The 19,853-nt window shown below is 58.2% G+C and carries 16 protein-coding genes and 1 pseudogene; 11 read left to right on the top strand and 6 right to left on the bottom strand.

The annotated features are described in order from the left end of the window. From J2X66_RS23420 to J2X66_RS23390, 8 genes and pseudogenes are all read left to right on the top strand, one after another. Positions 1-390: a phage holin family protein gene (locus J2X66_RS23420; RefSeq protein WP_027925743.1), complete on the top strand. Its 390-nt coding sequence runs from the start codon at positions 1-3 to the stop codon at positions 388-390. Beyond that, positions 387-728, top strand: a complete 342-nt coding sequence (locus J2X66_RS23415) for a hypothetical protein (RefSeq protein ID WP_123432618.1) — start codon at positions 387-389, stop codon at positions 726-728. Before J2X66_RS23420 ends, J2X66_RS23415 begins: the two co-directional genes overlap by 4 nt. Before the next feature lie 125 nt (positions 729-853). After that, complete coding sequence (locus J2X66_RS23410; RefSeq protein ID WP_310269098.1) at positions 854-2,017, top strand: EAL domain-containing protein; 1,164 nt, start codon at positions 854-856, stop codon at positions 2,015-2,017. A 35-nt stretch (positions 2,018-2,052) separates the two neighbouring features. Next, positions 2,053-3,381, top strand: coding sequence for a deoxyguanosinetriphosphate triphosphohydrolase (locus J2X66_RS23405; RefSeq protein WP_027925740.1), 1,329 nt, complete (start codon positions 2,053-2,055; stop codon positions 3,379-3,381). A 133-nt stretch (positions 3,382-3,514) separates the two neighbouring features. Then, positions 3,515-3,592, top strand: a pseudogene (locus tag J2X66_RS30325) (response regulator); the annotation flags it as partial. A gap of 200 nt (positions 3,593-3,792) precedes the next feature. Beyond that, positions 3,793-4,419 (top strand): response regulator transcription factor, encoded by a 627-nt coding sequence (locus J2X66_RS23400; RefSeq protein WP_027925739.1) that lies wholly within the window; start codon positions 3,793-3,795, stop codon positions 4,417-4,419. An 8-nt stretch (positions 4,420-4,427) separates the two neighbouring features. Then, positions 4,428-8,069: a transporter substrate-binding domain-containing protein gene (locus tag J2X66_RS23395; protein ID WP_310269095.1), complete on the top strand. Its 3,642-nt coding sequence runs from the start codon at positions 4,428-4,430 to the stop codon at positions 8,067-8,069. Positions 8,070-8,118: 49 nt separating this feature from the next. Continuing rightward, positions 8,119-11,067, top strand: a complete 2,949-nt coding sequence (locus J2X66_RS23390; protein WP_310269092.1) for an HD domain-containing phosphohydrolase — start codon at positions 8,119-8,121, stop codon at positions 11,065-11,067. Here J2X66_RS23390 and J2X66_RS23385 read toward each other — a convergent pair whose 3' ends face one another. Both J2X66_RS23385 and J2X66_RS23380 read right to left on the bottom strand, forming a co-directional pair. Then, entirely contained in the window at positions 11,068-11,550 is a 483-nt protein-coding gene (locus J2X66_RS23385) for a GAF domain-containing protein (protein ID WP_027925736.1), read from the bottom strand. Next, a complete protein-coding gene (locus J2X66_RS23380; protein WP_310269087.1) occupies positions 11,547-12,437 on the bottom strand; it encodes an ATP-binding protein in 891 nt (296 codons plus the stop codon). Before J2X66_RS23380 ends, J2X66_RS23385 begins: the two co-directional genes overlap by 4 nt. A gap of 166 nt (positions 12,438-12,603) precedes the next feature. Between J2X66_RS23380 and J2X66_RS23375 the strand changes: the two genes are divergently transcribed. Continuing rightward, on the top strand, positions 12,604-14,925 hold the full coding sequence (locus J2X66_RS23375; RefSeq protein ID WP_310269302.1) for a response regulator: 2,322 nt from the start codon (positions 12,604-12,606) through the stop codon (positions 14,923-14,925). On the opposite strand, the gene J2X66_RS23370 is transcribed toward J2X66_RS23375, so the two are convergent. From J2X66_RS23370 to msrB, 3 genes are all read right to left on the bottom strand, one after another. Then, positions 14,909-15,370, bottom strand: a complete 462-nt coding sequence (locus J2X66_RS23370) for a MarR family transcriptional regulator (protein WP_310269083.1) — start codon at positions 15,368-15,370, stop codon at positions 14,909-14,911. The genes J2X66_RS23375 and J2X66_RS23370 overlap by 17 nt on opposite strands. Next, positions 15,367-15,852: a glutathione peroxidase gene (locus J2X66_RS23365; protein WP_310269080.1), complete on the bottom strand. Its 486-nt coding sequence runs from the start codon at positions 15,850-15,852 to the stop codon at positions 15,367-15,369. Before J2X66_RS23365 ends, J2X66_RS23370 begins: the two co-directional genes overlap by 4 nt. Positions 15,853-16,020: 168 nt before the next feature. Continuing rightward, on the bottom strand, positions 16,021-16,416 hold the full coding sequence (gene msrB / locus J2X66_RS23360) for a peptide-methionine (R)-S-oxide reductase MsrB (RefSeq protein WP_310269076.1): 396 nt from the start codon (positions 16,414-16,416) through the stop codon (positions 16,021-16,023). 226 nt (positions 16,417-16,642) lie between these two features. On the opposite strand from msrB, the gene J2X66_RS23355 reads away from it, so the two are divergent. Beyond that, on the top strand, positions 16,643-17,854 hold the full coding sequence (locus J2X66_RS23355) for a pyridoxal phosphate-dependent aminotransferase (protein ID WP_123432627.1): 1,212 nt from the start codon (positions 16,643-16,645) through the stop codon (positions 17,852-17,854). 319 nt (positions 17,855-18,173) lie between these two features. Then, positions 18,174-19,064 (top strand): protease HtpX, encoded by an 891-nt coding sequence (htpX, locus tag J2X66_RS23350; RefSeq protein WP_027925729.1) that lies wholly within the window; start codon positions 18,174-18,176, stop codon positions 19,062-19,064. Positions 19,065-19,171: 107 nt separating this feature from the next. Here the strand turns inward: htpX and J2X66_RS23345 are convergent, their stop codons facing one another. Continuing rightward, positions 19,172-19,828, bottom strand: coding sequence for a thiopurine S-methyltransferase (locus J2X66_RS23345; protein ID WP_310269299.1), 657 nt, complete (start codon positions 19,826-19,828; stop codon positions 19,172-19,174). Between the last annotated feature and the right edge of the window lie 25 nt (positions 19,829-19,853).

Raw genomic sequence — 19,853 nt, 5'->3', positions numbered from 1 at the left:
ATGTCTATCGGCGAATCCGGCTCGTCGGCGACGGGCACAAGCGCTTCATCGCGGCGCCTGGGCGCCGCGTTTCTCGGACTGTTGCACAGCCATGTCGAACTGTTCGGCATCGAGTTGCAGGAACAAAAAGCGCGCACTGTAAGCTTGCTGCTGTTTGCAGGCCTGGCGCTGGTCTTTGCATTACTGTTGCTGGTGGGATTATCGACGCTGGTGTTGATTGTGTTTTGGGACACCTATCGCCTGGCCGCCATCATCGGGCTCTGCGTGTTCTATACCCTTGCCGCGATCTTCTGTGGATTACGTTTGAAAGCAGCAGTCTTCGATGAGTCCTCGCCCTTCCATGGCACCCTGGAAGAATTGGCCAACGATCGGGAGCGCCTGCTGCCATGAGCCTGCCTCAACTGCCCAATAACAGCTCGCGCGCGGAAATGCGCAAGGCGCTGATTCGCCTGCGCATGGAAATGCATCGTCAGGAAATCCGCCTCGAGTCCCGGGAACTGCTGCAACCCTTGCAGCGGATTCGCGGAATGAAGCAAGACCTGCAGGACGGTTTTGGCATCAAGCACGCTCCGCTCTGGGGCGTGGCAGCCGTCACCCTGCTCGGTTTCCTGACCGGCAAAAGTACCCGCAACGGCGGCGCCAGCAGCCTGACTCGGCTGGTTCGTCTGGGCACCAGCCTGGGGCCTTTGATCAAGCTGGTCCTGCAAAGCAATTCGCGAAAAGACTAAATAGCCACTATCTGGCTGCATTCTTGCAATACCACCGGGATGAACTTCTCTATCGAGGGGTTCAATCCTGTGTGCCTATCCGGTGACCAGGTATCCAAAAACAAGACCTTAACCAAGGAGGCCTCGTGATCGACGGGCAACCGCTCGCCTGCTTTCAACCCTTCATCGATACCGCCACCGGCCGTATCGCCGGCGTCGAGGCATTGGGCCGACTGCAACAGGTCGACGGTCAACTGGCCTCGGTGGGCCCGCTTTTCGCCGACCCGAGGACACCCGCCATCGCATTGCGGCGTCTTGATCGGCAGATCCGCGACAACGCGCTGAGCCGCTTGCATGAAGCCCCCTCGGACTGGTTTCTCAGCCTGAACATTTCCCCGCGCTGGATCAATCGCCTGCGCCCGGATCAAGCGCTACCAAGCCTCAAACAACTGTGCAGGCACAACGTCGACCCGCAACGCATCGTCTTCGAAATCACTGAACTGGGCGGCGACATTCAGCGCCTGTCTAACGTCGTGGCTCGCTACCGAGAGGCAGGCGCACGAATCGCCATTGATGATTTCGGCGCAGGGTATTCTCAACTCGATCGCGTACTGGCCCTGCAACCGGACATTCTCAAACTCGACATGCGCTTGTTCCAGGCAGCCGCGTTGGGCGGTCCGAGCAGTGATGTGGTGAAGGCGCTGGCGCAGATGGCCGAGAAAACCGGTTGCTGGATCATTGCCGAAGGGGTGGAAACTGAAGCTCAATTGAGTTTTGCCCTGGAGTGCGGCTCCCGGTACGTGCAGGGTTTTCTGTTTGCCAAGGCACAAGCCGACTTCTTTGCCGCGGACGCTTTTGTCGAGCGCTTCGCACAGCTGCGCCAACGGTATGTTCAAAAAAAACTGGCTGAGCGTGGGCGGCTGATGGTCATGCGCCAGCAACTCGGCGAGCTGATGACCCTGCTGCAGACGTGGGCCCAAGCCCACGCACCGCTCAGCGCCCTGCCCCAGCTGGACGCATTCCCCTGGCTGTTGCGTTTCTATCAATGCGATCGCCACGGCACGCAACTGACGCCCAACCTTGAATGGCGAAACAACGCCTGGGAATCGGACACCCGGTACCTGGGTCACAACTGGTCATGGCGTCCGTATTTCTATCACTTGCTGGCAGAGGGTTGGGACGAGCGTCGGCTTACACTTTCCAACACGTACCGCGATGCCACCAGCAACCAGTATTGCCTCACCGCCGGGCAATTTTTCGACAATGGCGAGCGACTGCTGCTCATCGACATCGACGCTGCCGGGCTCTAGGCTAAGGCATCAGTCACCTGACGGAGAGACCAGCCTTGGATTGGCAAACCCTGCTTACCCGCGAACGCCTCGGAAAACCGCTGCACAGCCCGGAAGAACTAGGCCGCAGCCCTTTCCATAAAGACCATGACCGCATTATTTTCTCAGGTGCCTTTCGCCGGCTGGGACGCAAGACACAAGTCCATCCGGTCACCAGCAACGATCACATTCACACGCGCCTGACCCACTCCCTGGAAGTCAGTTGCGTCGGCCGTTCGTTGGGCATGCGTGTCGGTGAAACCATCCGCAGCGCGTTGCCAGACTGGTGCGAACCGAGTGACCTGGGAATGGTGGTGCAGTCGGCTTGCCTGGCCCATGACATCGGCAATCCACCTTTCGGCCATTCAGGCGAAGATGCCATCCGCCACTGGTTCCAACAGGCAGCCGGCCGTGGCTGGCTGGATGACATGAGCGAAGTCGAACGTAATGACTTCCTGAATTTCGAAGGCAATGCCCAAGGCTTTCGTGTGCTCACTCAATTGGAGTACCACCAGTTCGATGGTGGTACGCGGCTGACGTACGCCACGCTGGGTACTTATCTGAAGTATCCCTGGACGGCGAAGCACGCTGACTCGCTGGGCTACAAGAAGCACAAGTTCGGCTGTTATCAGAGCGAACTGCCATTGCTGGAGCAGATCGCTCATAAACTCGGCCTGCCTCAACTGGAGGAGCAGCGCTGGGCACGCCATCCATTGGTGTACCTGATGGAAGCCGCAGATGACATCTGCTATGCGCTGATCGACCTGGAAGACGGCCTGGAAATGGAGTTGCTGGAGTACGCCGAAGTCGAGTCGTTACTGCTCAATCTGGTGGGCGACGATCTTCCGGAAACCTATCGCCAATTGGGTCCGCTGGATTCGCGTCGACGCAAGCTGGCCATCCTGCGGGGCAAAGCCATCGAACACCTGACCAATGCCGCGGCCCGGGCCTTCGTCGAACAACAGGACGCCCTGCTGGCCGGTACACTGCCCGGCGATCTGGTGGAGCACATGCATGGCCCGGCCAAGCGCTGTGTCCTGAATGCCAAAGACATGGCCAGGAAAAAAATCTTCCAGGACAAGCGCAAGACACTGCATGAAATCGGCGCCTACACCACGCTGGAGATTCTACTGAACGCTTTCTGCGGCGCGGCACTGGAACAACACAATGGTCGAACGCCGTCGTTCAAAAGTCGCCGCATCCTCGACTTGTTGGGCAACAATGCACCCGATCCTCGCGGGCCTTTGCACACTTCATTCCTGCGGATGATCGACTTCATCGCCGGCATGACCGACAGCTATGCCAGTGAAATGGCCCTGGAAATGACCGGTCGCTCAAGCCGCTGACGCCCCCGCCCCGCCCCGACCCGCTGTTCAGATTGTCCGAACGCGGGTCGGATGCTGGAATGATCAGGCAATACATTCAAGTAGTCTGACATCCGGCGAAATTGGACAAACTTAACGCTGCCGACCAACAGAGCTACCGTTGCTCGGTTACTTGATAAAATCATTGAAACAATCAGACTTTATAAACTTATTGACCCTGACCTCTTCCTAAAAACCTATCACTCCACAATCAACTTACTCCATACAACACTTCCCTTGATCCTCATTCAAACCCGAACTGGAACGTAGTCTCATTCCTCTTCAACTGTAGGACTTGTCCTATATCACTGCTATCGACCTGTCAGTTCATGCGCCCCCTCAACTATCTGAGCTAAGGTGCGCGCTTTATTTGAGCTCGCATGGGATCTGATTATGAACTCCGTTTTTATTGTCGACGATCACCCCGTTATCCGTCTTGCCGTCCGAATGTTGCTCGAACATGAAGGTTATAAAGTCGTCGGCGAAACGGATAACGGGGTCGACGCCATGCAGATGGTCCGCGAATGCATGCCAGACCTGGTTATTCTCGACATCAGCATTCCCAAACTGGATGGACTGGAAGTTCTCTCCCGTTTTAATGCCATGTGTACTCCGTTAAAAACCCTTGTTTTAACGGCCCAGTGCCCGACCTTGTTCGGTATTCGTTGCATGCAGTCCGGCGCGTCGGGATATGTCTGCAAACAGGAAGACCTGAGTGAGCTGGTCAGTGCAATCAAAGCGGTGCTTTCCGGTTACAACTACTTCCCCAGCCAGGCACTGAACCCCGTCCGTAGCGATGACACGCGATATGCCGACCTGGAGCTATTCAAGTCAGTCAACGACCGGGAATTGATGGTATTGCAACTGTTTGCACAAGGCCGCACCAACAAGGAAATTGCCAAGGGCATGTTCCTGAGCAACAAGACCGTCAGCACCTATAAAAAACGCTTGATGCAAAAACTCAAAGCCAAATCACTGGTTGAACTTATCGATATGGCAAAACGCAACGCCTTAGTGTGAGAGACCGGATGCCCAGTCGTTTAAAGGATTATCTGATACTGATCACGGCCGGCTTATGCCTGAGCACCTCAGTGTCTGCGACACACTCCGCCAGCGAGCATTACACCCTGCTCAGTCGTTCAATGGTCGGGCACATGGAAGTACAACTGGATAAATCACAGCGGCAATGGATCAAAAACAAACGCGAACTGATTCTGGGTAGCTCAGCCCCCGATTACCCGCCTTTCGACCTGAGCAGCAGCGGTAGCGACTATGAAGGCTTCACCGCTGATTACGCCGGCATCCTTGGCAAGGCGACCGACCTGCCAGTCAAGGTTCAGCGCTACGCATCCCGGGAAGATGCCATCAAGGCGCTGGAAAACGGTGAGGTCGACATGCTCGGCAGCGCCAACGGATTTGAAGCACGTAACGCCGACATTGTGTTGTCGACACCTTACGCCGCGGACCAACCGGTTCTGGTAACACGCGAAGGAGAAACCCGGTCCCTGTCCGATGGACTGGCCGGATTGCGGTTGAGCATGGTGTACCACTATTTACCGATGGAAGAAGTCAAAGCCCTGTATCCAAAGGCGATCATCACCGCCTACCCGTCTTACCAGAATGCAATGAACGCGGTCGCGTTCGACCAGGCGGACGTCTTTCTCGGTGACACCATTTCGACCCACTACCTGATCAACAAGGGTTACCTGAACAACGTCCGGATGGCCAACTTCGGTAAACACGAAGTCCACGGCTTCAGTTTTGCCGTGCACCGCAACAACCCGGAACTGCTTGGGATCATCAACACGATACTGAATGCCACCCCCACCCATTCGCGAGAAGAGATTGCCAAACGCTGGAGTGCAGGCAGTGACATTCTTCTCACCGATCACAAACTGCAACTTACCACTCGCGAAGAACGCTGGCTGGCGCAACATCCGGTGGTTCGCGTGGTGGTCAATGAAGCGTTTGCGCCGCTGACATTTTTCGATAACGACGGCAACTTTCGAGGTGTCGCTGCCGATCTGCTCGAACTGATCAGGTTGCGCACCGGTTTGCGCTTCGAGATCCAACGCAGCCGACGTGATGACGAGATGATTGATCGTATCGGTCAGCATCAGACCGACCTGATTGCCGCCCTGCTGCCCAGCGCACAGCGTGAAACGCTGCTGAATTTCAGTCGCCCTTATCTGGAAAACTCTTTTGTCCTGCTGACGCGCAAAGTGGCCGGCAGTCCGAACGACCTCACACAGTTTTCGGGTAAACGCCTGACGATTGCCCAGGGTAATCCGATGGTGGATTACCTGCGTCGCGAGTTCCCGAACCTCACTCTGATCGAAACCCCCGACACCTTCAGTGCCGTGCAACTGGTGGCCGAGGGCAAGGCTGAAGGCTCCGTAACCTCGCTGGTGATTGCGAACTACTTCATCTCATCCAGAGTCTTCGAGCAGACACTTCAGATCAGTTCCACCGTTGGCACGCAACAGGCTGCGTTCTCCCTCGCAACCGCACGCGATGCCAAAGAACTGAGTGCCATCCTCGACAAGGCGTTGCTGAGCATTACCCCGCAAGAACTGGGCATTATCAACAGCCGCTGGCGGGGTTACTCCTCGACGTCGCAAAACACCTGGCGCAACTACCACCGGGTGTTCTATCAGGTGGTGCTCGGTGTTGGCGTGCTACTGCTGATGTCTGTTGCCTGGAACGCTTACATGCGTCGTCAGATCAAACAGCGTCAGGCGGCTGAACTCGCATTGAATGACCAACTTGAGTTCATGCGATCACTGGTCAACGGCACGCCGCATCCGATCTACGTACGGGACCGTCAGGGGCTGCTGCAAAGCTGCAACGACAGTTACCTGGAAGCCTTCAGCGCAAAGTACGAAGACGTGATCGGTAAAAGTGTCATTCAAGGCAACTTGAGCAACGCGTTCGAGGCACGGGAGTTTGAGTCTGACTATCAGCGAGTCGTAAACGAAGGTACACCATTGATTCTCGATCGCACGTTGCAAATCGGCAGTCGCAAACTGACGATTTACCACTGGGTGTTGCCTTACCGGGACTCGAAGGCTGAAGTACAGGGCATCATTGGTGGCTGGATTGACATCAGCGAGCGGCGACAACTGTTTGATGACCTTCGAGCCGCCAAGGAACGCGCCGATGAAGCGAACAGAGCCAAAAGCACTTTTCTGGCGACCATGAGCCATGAGATTCGCACCCCGATGAATGCAATCATCGGCATGCTGGAGCTGACCCTCAAACGAATCGAACCCGCTCATCCGGACCGACCCGCCATCGACGTCGCATACCACTCGGCGAAAGACCTGCTGGAACTGATCGGGGACATTCTCGATATTGCGCGCATCGAATCCGGGCATTTGAGCCTGAATCCGGAGCGCGTCCATCTGGGTGAAACGGTAGCGTCGGTGGTGAGGATCTTCGACGGCCTCGCCCGACAGAAACACCTGCATCTGTTACTGGACTTGAGCCCCGCCCATCCGCCACCCGATGTGTTGCTGGACCCGATGCGCTTCAAGCAGGTGCTTTCCAATCTGGTCAGCAACGCCATCAAGTTTACCGAACAGGGTCAGGTGCGGATTGGGGTGGAGTGGCAGGCCACAGACGAGCCCGAGCGGGTTTTGTTGCGCGTGCAGGTTCAGGACAGCGGAATCGGCATCAGCGAGCATGATCAACAGCGTTTGTTCGAGCCATTCACTCAGGCAACCCAAAGCGCGCAGCCGACCCGAGGAGGCGCCGGGTTGGGCCTGGTGATCAGCCGTACCCTGTGCGAGATGATGGGCGGCAGTCTGCAGTTGCGTAGCCAGGTCGGTGCCGGTACGCAGGTCGAGATAGTGCTGCACCTGACCACATTGCCGCCAGACCTGCGACCGAAAACCGTCGAAGCGACTGTTCACCCTAACTCAACTCCGTTGAACGTCCTGGTGGTCGATGATCACCCGGCCAATCGCTTGCTCATGTGCCAGCAACTGGAATTTTTGGGGCATCACCACTGCGCTGAAACGGATGGCGAAACCGGGTTCGAGGCATGGAAGCACGGGCTGTTCGATCTGGTGATTGTCGATTGCAACATGCCGGTCATGAATGGCTACGAACTGGCCCGCCTGATTCGCCAGTACGAACAGCAGCAGGCGCGCACGGCGTGCACCCTGCTGGGCTTCACCGCCAACGCACAACCGCAAGAAGTACAACGCTGCAAACACGCGGGGATGGACGACTGCCTGTTCAAGCCACTCAGCCTGACGGCCTTGAGATTGTGGATTGAACGCGTCAAACCGCTCGCCCACCCCGCGTTCAGCCTCGAAGGGCTGCAGCTGCTCACAGGCGGCAATCCAAAGCTGGATCAACGTCTGTTGCTTGAAGTGCTGAACAGCAATCGTCTGGACCGCCAGGAATTGATGGATTTGTCACCGTGCAAAGACCGCCAGTCATTCCTCGATATCGCTCACAAAATCAAGGGGGCGGCGCGCATCGTCCAGGCGAGTCGGTTGATCGACAGCTGCGAAGCGCTCGAAAGCGCCTGCCGTGAAGCGTTCCACCCCGAAAACTTAGCCGACTGCACCCAAGCCATCAAGCACGCCATGCTCGAGCTGGAGCACGCCCTGCAACAACAAATAGAGCACAACGACAGGAGCAGAATGATGGAGCCTTAACTATGCTTGGGCGCTGAGCAGTGTGTTAACCATCACGGAGAGACCAGTAATGTCCAACCCACTGCGCCCTGATCAACGCAGGTTTCCGCTGCACGTCCATATCAGCGTGATGTTTACCTTCCTGCTGCTGCTCACAGGCATGGTGCTGGGCATTTTCAATTACCGGCAAACCACGCAGATCATCTTGTCCAGCAGTGAAAAACTGTTCAACCGCATCGAACAGGATGTCCGCCTGGACCTGCAGGGCACTTATGAACCGATTCGCCATCTCTTGAGCCTGCTGGCGGACAACCCGGCGACCGAAGCGCCCGCTCTGGAGCAACGGCTCGCGCTGCTGAAACCCTTTAGCCAGTCGCTCAAAGACAATCCCAACCTGGCCTCGCTGTACCTGGGATACGGCAATGGCGACTTTTTCATGGTTCGCCCCCTGCGCACCCCCGCTCTGAGAACGCTCACCAATGCGCCAGACAATGCGGCCTATCAGGTCTGGAGCATTGAACACCCTTCCGGCGCCGGGAAGGTGCGGTCCCAGTCGTTGTTTTTTGATCAAAACCTGGCGCTCGTCAGTCGCCAGGATAACCCTGAAGAAACCTACGATCCGCGCACTCGCGCCTGGTTTACCAGTGCTCGCAGCGATGAGGGCCAGATCACCACCGAACCCTATGTCTTTTTCTCCACTCACCATGTCGGGACGACGCTAGCCCGGCGCAGCGGCGAAAATGCGGTGATGGGCGCCGACCTGACTCTCGCCGAACTGTCGGCGACGCTGGCCAAACATGTGGTGACCCCCCATACCGAAATCGTGCTGTTCGATGCCGAGGGCAATGCCGTTGCCTATCCCGACAGCAGCCGCCTGATCGTCGACGACCAGACCGCACGCCTGATCAAGGCGGCCGATCTGAATCCGGCACTCGGCGCCCTGCTCACCCATCCGTCCGAGGGAAATCGCCTGGACGCTGCCGGTCGCGAATGGATTGTGGCCCGCAGCAGCATGCAGGAAGGCGGGCCGCAAGGATTGCAGTTGGCGCTGTTGGTGCCCGAAGATGAATTACTGGTCGATGCCTACCGCATGCGCTGGCAAGGGGCGTTGATCACGCTGGCAACGTTGTTGCTGTGCCTGCCGCTGGGGTGGCTCACCTCCAGAATTCTGGTCAAACCCTTGCGCGCACTGGTACAGGAAGCCGATGCGATCCGCAGTTTCAATTTCAAATTTCCCGTCAGCCGACGCTCGCCAGTGCTTGAAGTCGACCAACTGAGCGTGTCGATGACGCGTATGAAGGACACCCTGGCGAGCTTTTTCCAGATCTCTGACAGTCTGAGCGCCGAGACTCGGTTCGCCCCGTTGCTGCAACGGGTGCTGTTCGAAACAGTGAAGATCGGGCAGGCCCAGGCGGGCCTGATTTACCTGCGCGAGCAGGACGGCGACCGCATGGAACCCCATGGGCTGGTGATCAATGAGACCTCCCAGGCGTTGCCGACGTTTGGTATTCAAGGCTACGAGTTCCAGGATTCACGGAGTCCTCAGTGGATGCAGCAGTTGTCCAGCGCCGACAATGTGGTCACCAGCCTGGGCTTCGAAAACGCAGCCGATCTGCAAAAGGTGCTGCTGGCGCTGGAATGTCCACGGGTTCACCTGATCGGTATCCGGCTGCACAATCGGCATAACGAAACTGTCGGCCTGCTGGTCCTTTTGCTGGCCGACAGCGGCGCACAAAGCGACCTGGAAAAGCTGCGCCCGGACCGTATCGCGTTTCTCCAGGCGGTGTCTGGCGCGGCGGCGGTAAGTATTGAAAGCCAGCGTTTGCAAGCCAGGCAGAAGCAGCTGCTGGACTCTTTCATTCAACTGCTGGCTGGCGCCATCGATGCCAAAAGCCCTTACACCGGGGGACATTGTCAGAGAGTGCCGGAATTGACGCTGATGCTCGCCGAGGCTGCCGCGGCCAGTCAGGAGCCGGCCTTCAGCGGTTATCACCCGACGGAAGATGAATGGGAAGCCCTGCACATCGCGGCGTGGCTGCATGACTGCGGCAAGGTTACCACCCCGGAATATGTGGTCGATAAAGCCACCAAGCTTGAAACCCTGAACGACCGCATCCACGAAATCCGCACGCGTTTCGAAGTGCTCAAGCGCGATGCCTGGATCAACTACTGGCAGGCCATCGCCCAAGGCGGTGATGAACGTCAGTTGGCCGAATTACGCAATGCGAGCCTGGCAGGGCTGGACGATGATTTCGCGTTCGTCGCCCACTGCAATCTGGGCGGCGAGGCCATGGCCGAAGTCGACCTGCAACGATTGCGCGGCATTGCTCAACGCACCTGGACCCGCACCCTGGATGATCGACTTGGGGTTTCATGGGAAGAGAATCGCCGCCAGGCACGCACACCGGCCCCGACGCTGCCGGTCAGCGAACCCTTGTTGGCGGACAAACCCGAACACCTGTTCGAACGCCCCGAAAACGAGCTGATTCCTGCTGACAATCCGTGGGGTTTCAAGCTCGAAGTCCCGCCGTACAAATACAACCGGGGCGAGCTCTATAACCTGAGCATCACCCGAGGCACGCTGACTCGCGAGGAGCGTTACATCATCAATCATCACATGGTGCAGACGATCCTGATGCTCAGACGCCTGCCCTTCCCCAGTCACCTCGAGAACGTCGCGGAAATTGCCGGCGGCCATCACGAGAAAATGGACGGCACCGGTTATCCCAAACAGTTGAAGCGAGAAGAAATGAGCCTGCCGGCCCGGATGATGGCGATTGCCGATATCTTCGAAGCGCTGACCGCTGCCGATCGCCCGTACAAGAAGGCCAAAACCTTGAGCGAGGCCTTGGGCATCATGGCCAACATGTGCCGTGACGCCCACATCGACCCGGAACTGTTCGGGCTGTTCGTCCGGGCACGCATTTATTTGCAGTACGCAGAACGATTCCTCGATCCGCAGCAGATTGACGCCGTCGACCCGACCAGCCTGCTGGTCAAGGCAGGCTTGGGTGCTTGATCAGCAATCGGTCAGGCGCAGGAAAATCGCCGCCAGGCGCTCGATGCCGGCCTGATCTTCTGCGGTAAACCGCGCCAGTTTCGGGCTGTCGAGGTCGAGCACGCCGATCAGTCGACCGTCCTTGACCAGCGGCACAACCAGTTCGCTGTTCGATGCGCTGTCGCACGCGATATGTCCGGGAAAAGCATGCACGTCTTCAACCAATTGAGTCTGCAAGGTCGACGCTGCCGTCCCGCACACACCGCGGCCGAACGGAATTCGCACGCAGGCGATTTGCCCCTGGAACGGACCGAGCACCAGTTCTTCGTTGCGGTTGAGGTAGAAGCCGGCCCAGTTCAAATCGTCGAGCTGGTTGAACAGGAACGCCGAGAACTGTGCAGCGTTGGCAATGAAATCACGCTCGTCCGCCAGCAACGATTCCAGCTGCGCCCACAACATGCCGTAACCATCCAGCCCTTGGCCGCTCTTCTGTAAATCAATCATGCTTTGTGCTCCAACAGCTTGAGCCCGACCCAATAGCGGGCAAATTGATAAGCGCAACGTCCATTGCGATTGCCTCGGCCTCCTGCCCAACGCACCGCGAGGATGTCCAGTTCGTCGTCACGCTGCCACTCAAGCCCGGCCTTGCCGGCCAGTTGACCGATCCAGTGTTCGACGACGTTGAGGAAATGTTCCTGAGTAAACGGATAAAACGACAGCCACAGGCCGAAGCGGTCCGACAGCGCGATCTTGTCTTCCACCGCCTCGCTGGGGTGCAGTTCACCGTCGACGCGTTTCCAGTTTTCGTTATCGCTTTCCTTTTCCGGCACCAGGTGACGGCGGTTGGACGTGGCGTACAGCAGAACGTTGTCCGGCGCTTGTTCCAGGGAGCCGTCGAGCACGCTCTTGAGTACGCGATAATCACCCTCGCCCGCCTCGAACGACAGGTCATCGCAGAACAGCACAAAGCGCTGCGGCAACTTGGCGATTTGCTCGACCACGCGCGGCAGGTCCGCCAGGTGATCGCGCTCGATCTCGATCAGGCGCAAACCGGCCTGGGCGTGTTCGGCCAGCAAGGCCCGCACCAACGACGATTTACCGGTGCCGCGCGAGCCCCAGAGCAAGGCGTGGTTGGCCGGCATGCCGTCGAGAAACTGTTGGGTATTTCGCCCCAGTTGCTCCAGTTGCCGGTCGACGCCGATCAAGTCGGACAAGCGCATGTCGAGGCTGACGTGCAGCGGCAGCAGAAAACCGCTGCGCCCCTCGCGCTGCCAACGCGCGGCCAGGCATTGACTCCAGTCGATGGCTTGCCGAGGTGCGGGCAGCAGCGGCTCGATACGGGCCAAAACAGCATCGGCGCGTTCAAGAAAAGCATTCAATCGGGCGTCCACGTCTTCTCCTTGGGCACATTCACAGTGATGATGGCGATACAGCGACGAATACACAGCGTTCAGTGCCCGGTTCATCCCCTGCTCAGGGGTTCGCGAGAACATCGGAATCCATGCATGATCGACTATGCTTGAGCAGCGAAAGGAAACGAAAGTGGTTCAACACCCCATGGACATCAAATTCACCCACCGGCTGTCATACAAGCAAGCCAGGCTTACTGTGCTGGTCGGTTTCATTCTGGGCACGCTGCTCAGCCTGCTGCAAATAGGCATCGATTATGCCAGCGAAGACGCCTCCATCAACCGCGAAATACTGTCTTTGCTGGAAATCAGCCACAACCCTGCCTCGCGCATCGCCTACAACATCGACGCCGAACTCGCCCAGGAACTGACCATGGGCCTGGTGCGCTCACCGGCGATCCTCAGCGCAAAACTCACCGACAACAACAATACCGTGCTGGCCAGCGTTAAACGCCCAAGCGCGCAAAGTGGCTATCGAGTCATCAGCGATTTCCTGTTTGGCGCCAATCGGCAGTTCGAAGACCGTCTGTTTCTCGATCACCTGCCCAACGAATCGCTCGGGACCTTGCAACTGGAAGTCGACACCTACGCCTTCGGCAGCCGCTTCCTGCGCCGGGCCGAAGTGACGCTGCTCAACGGCTTCGCCCGAAGCCTGATCCTGACTGGCATTCTGCTGGCGCTGTTCTACGTGATGCTGACCAAGCCCCTGGTGCGGGTCATCCGCGAACTCAGTGGCCGCGATCCGCGCAGTGCGGAGCCGACCTGGCTGGAATACCCGGTGGGGCATGAAAACGATGAAATCGGTGTGCTGGTCAAAGTCGCCAACCAACAATTCGAAAACATCGCCACCGAGATCCAGCAACGACGCAACGCCGAAAACCGTCTGACCGACTACCTCAGTCAACTGGAAAACATCGTTTCGGCACGCACGGCCGAACTCAAGGCGATCAATACCCGGCTCAGCCAATCCAATCAGGAACTTGAAGTCGCGCGCACCACGGCCATCGAGATGGCTGAAGCACGCTCGGTCTTTCTGGCCAACATGAGCCATGAAATCCGCACCCCTCTCAACGGTCTGTTGGGAATGATCGCGCTATCGCTGGACGGCCCGCTCACGGCCGAACAGCAGCAACAACTGTCGATCGCCCATGACTCGGGCAAAGTGCTGGTGGAGTTGCTCAACGATATTCTCGACCTGTCGAAATTCGATGCCGGGCAACTGGAACTCGAGCACATTCCGTTCGACCTTGGCGCGCTGGTCGAAGACACCGCCAACCTGCTCTCCCAGAATGCGGCGCCGAGCGTGGAGCTGACGTGCCTGATCGATCCGCAATTTCCGGCGCTGGTGCTGGGGGACCCGACCCGGGTGCGGCAGATCGTCAGCAACCTGTTGTCCAACGCGCTCAAGTTCACTCGCTTCGGTCGGGTCGATTTGCGTCTGTCTGCCTTCGAAGAGGGGGTCAGAATCGAAGTCTGCGACACCGGCATCGGGATCGCCCACGATGCCCAGGTCAAGATCTTCCAGCCGTTTACCCAGGCCGGCGCCGGTATTACCCGGCAGTTCGGCGGTACGGGTCTGGGTCTGGCCCTGACCTATAACCTCTGTGAAGCCATGCAGGGACGCCTGACGATCAGCTCGGAAGCCGGTTTTGGCAGTCAGTTCTGCGCCGACCTGCCGCTGCCCGCTCACACTCGCGCCGTATCCCCGGTACCGCTGTCCGGGAAGATTATTGCGATCACCGCGGCCAGCAGCGGTCTGGCCGAGCTGCTGAAAACCCTGCTACCGGCGTGGGGACTCGACTATCAACAGCGTTCCATTGATGACTCGCTGCTCGGACTTGAACCTGATGTATTGATCACCGACTGCCCCGAATGCCTGTTTGGCCTGCGTCCCACCCTTGACGCGCCGATTCTGCTGGTGACCGCTTATGGCAACTTCATGCCCAGCGAACAGGTGAGCGCCCTCGCGCCATTGCAGCAACAGGCACGGCCGCTGGCACGCAATGCGCTGTACCAGACTTTGCGGCGGGTCTTGCAGCCAGAAACCACGATGATCAATGGCGCGCGGATTGAAGCCCTTCCCCACCAGCGGCGCGGACGGGTATTGCTGGTCGAGGACAACCCGGTCAATCAATTGGTCGCCAAAGGCATGCTCGGCAAATTGGGCTGCGAGGTCATCGTCGCTGCTCACGGGGCCGAAGCGCTGGATCAACTGGAGAAAAGCGACTTCGATCTGGTTCTGATGGACTGCAACATGCCGGTGATGGACGGCTACGAAGCCAGTCGGCAAATTCGTCGCAGCGGACGCTGGCCGCAACTGCCCATCGTCGCTCTGACCGCCAACGCCATGTCCGAGGAACGCGAACGCTGTCGCGCGGCGGGCATGAGCGACTACCTGGCCAAGCCTTTCCGCCGAGAAGAACTGGCCGCGCTGCTTGATCTATGGGTTCCAGCTACGACAGTGCCTTGATCTGCCCCAGCAAATGATCGAGACCATTACGTAATTCACTCAGGCGATCCAGATCCACCCCGCTGTCGCACAACAGGCGCGCCTTGAGCGGGCCGACCTGATCACGCAGCGCCTTGCCGGCCGGTGAAAGGCTCAGGTGCACCTCACGCTCATCGCGAGCCGAACGCTGACGCTGCACCAGTTGCAATTGCTCAAGTCGCTTGAGCAACGGCGTCAGGGTGCCGGAATCCAGCGCCAGACGTTCGCCCAGCGCCTTGACCGTCGGTTGCTCAGGGGCCGCCTCCTGCCATTCCCACAACACCAGCATGGCCAGGTATTGCGGATAGGTCAGGCCGAGCTGATCGAGCATCGGCTTGTAGGCACGAATCACCGCCCGGGAAGCGGCGTACAGCTTGAAACAGAGCTGGCTGTCGAGCTTCAGCGAATCGACTGACAGGCTGTTCATTTGAGCAGGGCTTCAATCTCGCGGCTCAGGTCCTGCGGTTTGGTCGCCGGGGCAAAGCGCTTGACCAACTGACCATCCTTGCCGATCAGGAACTTGGTGAAGTTCCACTTGATGCCCTGCGAACCCAGCACACCCGGGGCGCGTTTTTTCAGCTGAACGAACAACGGATGCGCGCCGGCACCGTTGACGTCGATTTTCTTGAACAGCGGGAAGCTGACACCGAAATTCAATTCGCAGAATTCGGAAATGGCGCCTTCATTGCCGGGTTCCTGCTTGCCGAACTGGTTGCACGGAAAGCCGAGCACCACCAACCCTTGGTCCTTGTAGGTCTGCCACAACGCTTCCAGACCTTTGTATTGCGGGGTGAAGCCGCACTTGCTGGCGGTATTGACCACGAGTACGGCCTTGCCGGCGTAATCGGCCAAGGTCTTTTGCTCACCCTTGATGGTGGTGCACGGGATGCTCAGCAGGTTGTCGGTCATGACTTGCACTCTTGATGAAAGAAGATGAGACAAAATAGCGAGCAATTGAATTGTGTGCAATTTAATAAATCAATTGGTTGGCGACAATTACTGTAGGAACACGGCTTGCCGGCGATGGCGTTCTTGAAATTGTCATCGCCGGCAAGCCGTGCTCCTACAGGGCTCACATTAATCGCGCGGCACCAGATCCAGGCACACCGAGTTGATGCAATAACGCAGGCCAGTCGGTGGCGGACCGTCCGGGAACACGTGCCCCAAGTGCGCATCGCATTTGGCGCAGACCACTTCGGTGCGGATCATGCCGTGGCTGGCGTCACGGATCTCGACCATGGCGCTGTCGCCGATCGGTGCATAAAAGCTCGGCCAGCCGCAACCGGAGTCAAATTTGGTTTTGGAGTCGAACAGCGGCTCTTTGCAGCAGATGCAGTGGTAGACACCGTTAGTTTTCGTGTCGTTGTATTTGCCGGAAAACGGTCGCTCGGTGCCCTTGAGGCGGCAAACGTTGTATTGCTCCGGGTCGAGCATCGCCTTCCATTCTTCCAGGGTTTTTTCCAACTTTTCCATCGTCACACCTCAGCAGCTGAAAAAGCCCGATCTGTACCTTTTCCACGGATCGGGCGGCACGTATGATTGCGCCTCGTCAAACGCCAGTCTGGCAGCCAGACCACGCGCATTCAAACGGATTTATGGGTGCTGCATCTCAAGGCGTCAGGCCTGTGTGAATACGCAGGATTCCCAGTGCAGTCGTTCATACGCCGCCTGGATCGTTCATTTTCGGGAACACATCGCCATGCAGGTCAGCAAATCGAACAAGCTCGCCAACGTCTGCTACGACATTCGCGGCCCAGTGCTCAAGCACGCCAAACGCCTGGAAGAGGAAGGTCATCGCATCCTCAAGCTGAACATCGGCAACCCGGCGCCTTTTGGTTTCGAAGCGCCGGACGAAATCCTCCAGGACGTGATCCGCAACCTGCCGACCGCCCAGGGCTATAGCGATTCCAAAGGCCTGTTCAGCGCCCGCAAGGCCGTGATGCAGTACTACCAGCAGAAGCAGGTTGAAGGTGTCGGCATCGAAGACATCTACCTGGGCAACGGCGTTTCCGAGCTGATCGTGATGTCGATGCAGGCCTTGCTCAACAATGGCGACGAAGTGCTGGTGCCAGCCCCGGACTATCCGCTGTGGACGGCTGCGGTCAGTCTGTCCGGCGGCAACCCGGTGCATTACCTGTGCGACGAGCAAGCCAACTGGTGGCCGGACCTGGCCGACATCAAGGCCAAGATCACGCCGAACACCAAGGCGCTGGTGATCATCAACCCGAACAACCCGACCGGTGCGGTGTATTCCAAAGAAGTGCTGCTGGGCATGCTCGAACTGGCGCGCCAGCACAATCTGGTGGTGTTCTCCGACGAAATCTACGACAAGATTCTGTACGACGACGCCGTGCACATTTGCACCGCGTCCCTGGCTCCGGACCTGCTGTGCCTGACCTTCAACGGTCTGTCCAAGTCCTACCGCGTGGCCGGTTTCCGTTCCGGCTGGATCGCTATCTCCGGCCCGAAACATCACGCGCAGAGCTACATCGAAGGCATCGACATGCTGGCCAATATGCGCCTATGTGCCAACGTGCCGAGCCAGCATGCGATCCAGACCGCACTGGGCGGCTATCAGAGCATCAATGACCTGGTGCTGCCGCAGGGCCGCTTGCTGGAACAGCGCAATCGCACCTGGGAATTGCTCAACGACATTCCGGGCGTCACCTGCGTCAAGCCGATGGGCGCGCTGTATGCGTTCCCGCGGATCGACCCGAAAGTCTGCCCGATCCACAACGACGAGAAGTTCGTGCTCGACCTGCTGCTCTCCGAGAAGCTGCTGGTGGTTCAGGGCACAGCCTTCAACTGGCCTTGGCCGGATCACTTCCGCGTGGTGACCCTGCCGCGCGTGGATGACCTGGAGATGGCCATCGGGCGGATCGGTAGCTTCCTCAAGTCCTACCGTCAGTAAAAGGGGTTCGTCACCGTGCGACTTTTTGCGAAAGTCGTGCGGTGATTAATTCAGCAACACATCTCTGCGTCCCGCCGCACTTCCTTGTTTCAAGTCATGCCTGGTCACTGGTTGGGTGCTCGCGTCCAACAACGGCAGGGCCCGCGCCGCGCTTTGCCTGTCAAACATTTCCCATGCCCGCATCGGAAAAGGCCTGCAAGCGGCTAGACTGTTGGCGTAGGACACAGTTTGAAATAGTCACCCGGTTGAATAGCCCGGTGCATCACCTTATATACCCCGCAGTACGCTACATCTTTAGCACGAGGAGATTTCTACAACCATGATGCGCATCCTGCTGTTTTTGGCCACTAACCTGGCGGTCGTGCTGATTGCCAGCATCACCCTGAGCCTTTTCGGCTTCAACGGGTTCATGGCGGCCAACGGGGTTGATCTGAACCTCAATCAGCTGCTGATTTTCTGTGCGGTCTTTGGTTTTGCCGGTTCGCTGTTCTCGCTGTTCATCTCCAAGTGGATGGCGAAGATGAGCACCAGCACCCAGATCATCACCCAGCCACGCACCCGTCACGAGCAATGGCTGCTGCAAACCGTCGAGCAACTGTCCCGGGAAGCCGGGATCAAGATGCCTGAAGTCGGGATTTTCCCGGCCTACGAGGCGAACGCGTTCGCTACGGGCTGGAACAAGAACGACGCACTGGTCGCGGTCAGCCAGGGCTTGCTGGAGCGTTTCTCGCCTGATGAAGTGAAAGCCGTGCTGGCCCACGAAATTGGCCACGTGGCCAATGGCGACATGGTCACCCTGGCGCTGATTCAGGGCGTGGTGAACACCTTTGTGATGTTCTTCGCGCGGATCATCGGCAACTTTGTCGACAAGGTGATCTTCAAGAACGAAGAAGGCCAGGGGATTGCCTATTACGTGGCAACCATCTTCGCCGAGCTGGTCCTGGGCATTCTGGCCAGCTCCATCGTCATGTGGTTCTCGCGCAAGCGTGAATTCCGTGCCGACGAAGCCGGTGCACGCCTGGCCGGTACTGCCGCGATGATCGGCGCCCTGCAACGCCTGCGCGCCGAACAAGGCCTGCCGGTACACATGCCGGACACCCTGAACGCCTTTGGCATCAACGGTGGCATCAAGCAAGGGTTCGCCCGGATGTTCATGAGCCACCCGCCGCTGGAAGAACGTATCAACGCGCTGCATCGACTTCAGCGCTGATTGTTCAGCAACAAAAACACAAGGCCCGCAGTGATGCGGGCCTTTTTTTATTTGCCTGGTTGATGCGGTGTTCTTCCTGTCCTCATCGCGAGCAAGCTCAACACACCTTAATGGCTGGAAACCCGATACACCCGCTCTTCAAGCCGGGTAACCCCCGCCTCCAGGAACTTCCCGCTCGAACTCAGAACATCCTGATCCTCCAGAATCTTCAGCGCCCACGAGCCACCGAACAACCGCTGCACTTCATCATCCAGCACAGCAAATGGCGGGCCGTCCATTTGCGCCTGGTCGTAGTCCAGGGTAATCAGCAACCCCAGCGACTCCTTCGGCAAAATCCGCGTCAGATGCGCGGCGTACTGCTCGCGCATCTTCGGTGGCAAGGCTATCAACGCAGCGCGGTCGTACAGTGCGCTGCAATCGGCGACATCGCCGGCCGTCAACGCGAAAAAATCACCACACCAGATCTCGATCGAGCCCGCCCGATAGACCGTGAAAGGGCCTTGGTCGCTGACGTCCGGATCAAATTGATGCTCGTGGAAAAAGTCTTCCACCGCTTTTTCCGACAGCTCGACGCCCAACACCTCGTGACCGCACTTCGCCAGCCACAGCAGATCCAGGCTTTTCCCACAGAGCGGCACCAATACGCGCGAGCCTTCTTCCAGGCCCAGCTGCGGCCAGTACCGTTGCAGATAAGGATTCACTTCCGGCAGGTGAAAGCCGATCTGATTCGTCGTCCACCGCTTGTGCCAAAACTCCGGCTGCATAATTAATCCCGAAAATTCGATCAAA

The sequence above is a fragment of the Pseudomonas sp. 3296 genome, assembly GCF_031456615.1.
Taxonomy (GTDB): Bacteria; Pseudomonadota; Gammaproteobacteria; order Pseudomonadales; family Pseudomonadaceae; genus Aquipseudomonas; species Aquipseudomonas mucoides.
Note: the sequence above shows the minus strand (reverse complement) of the source record. Positions and strands in the feature narration are given on the sequence as shown.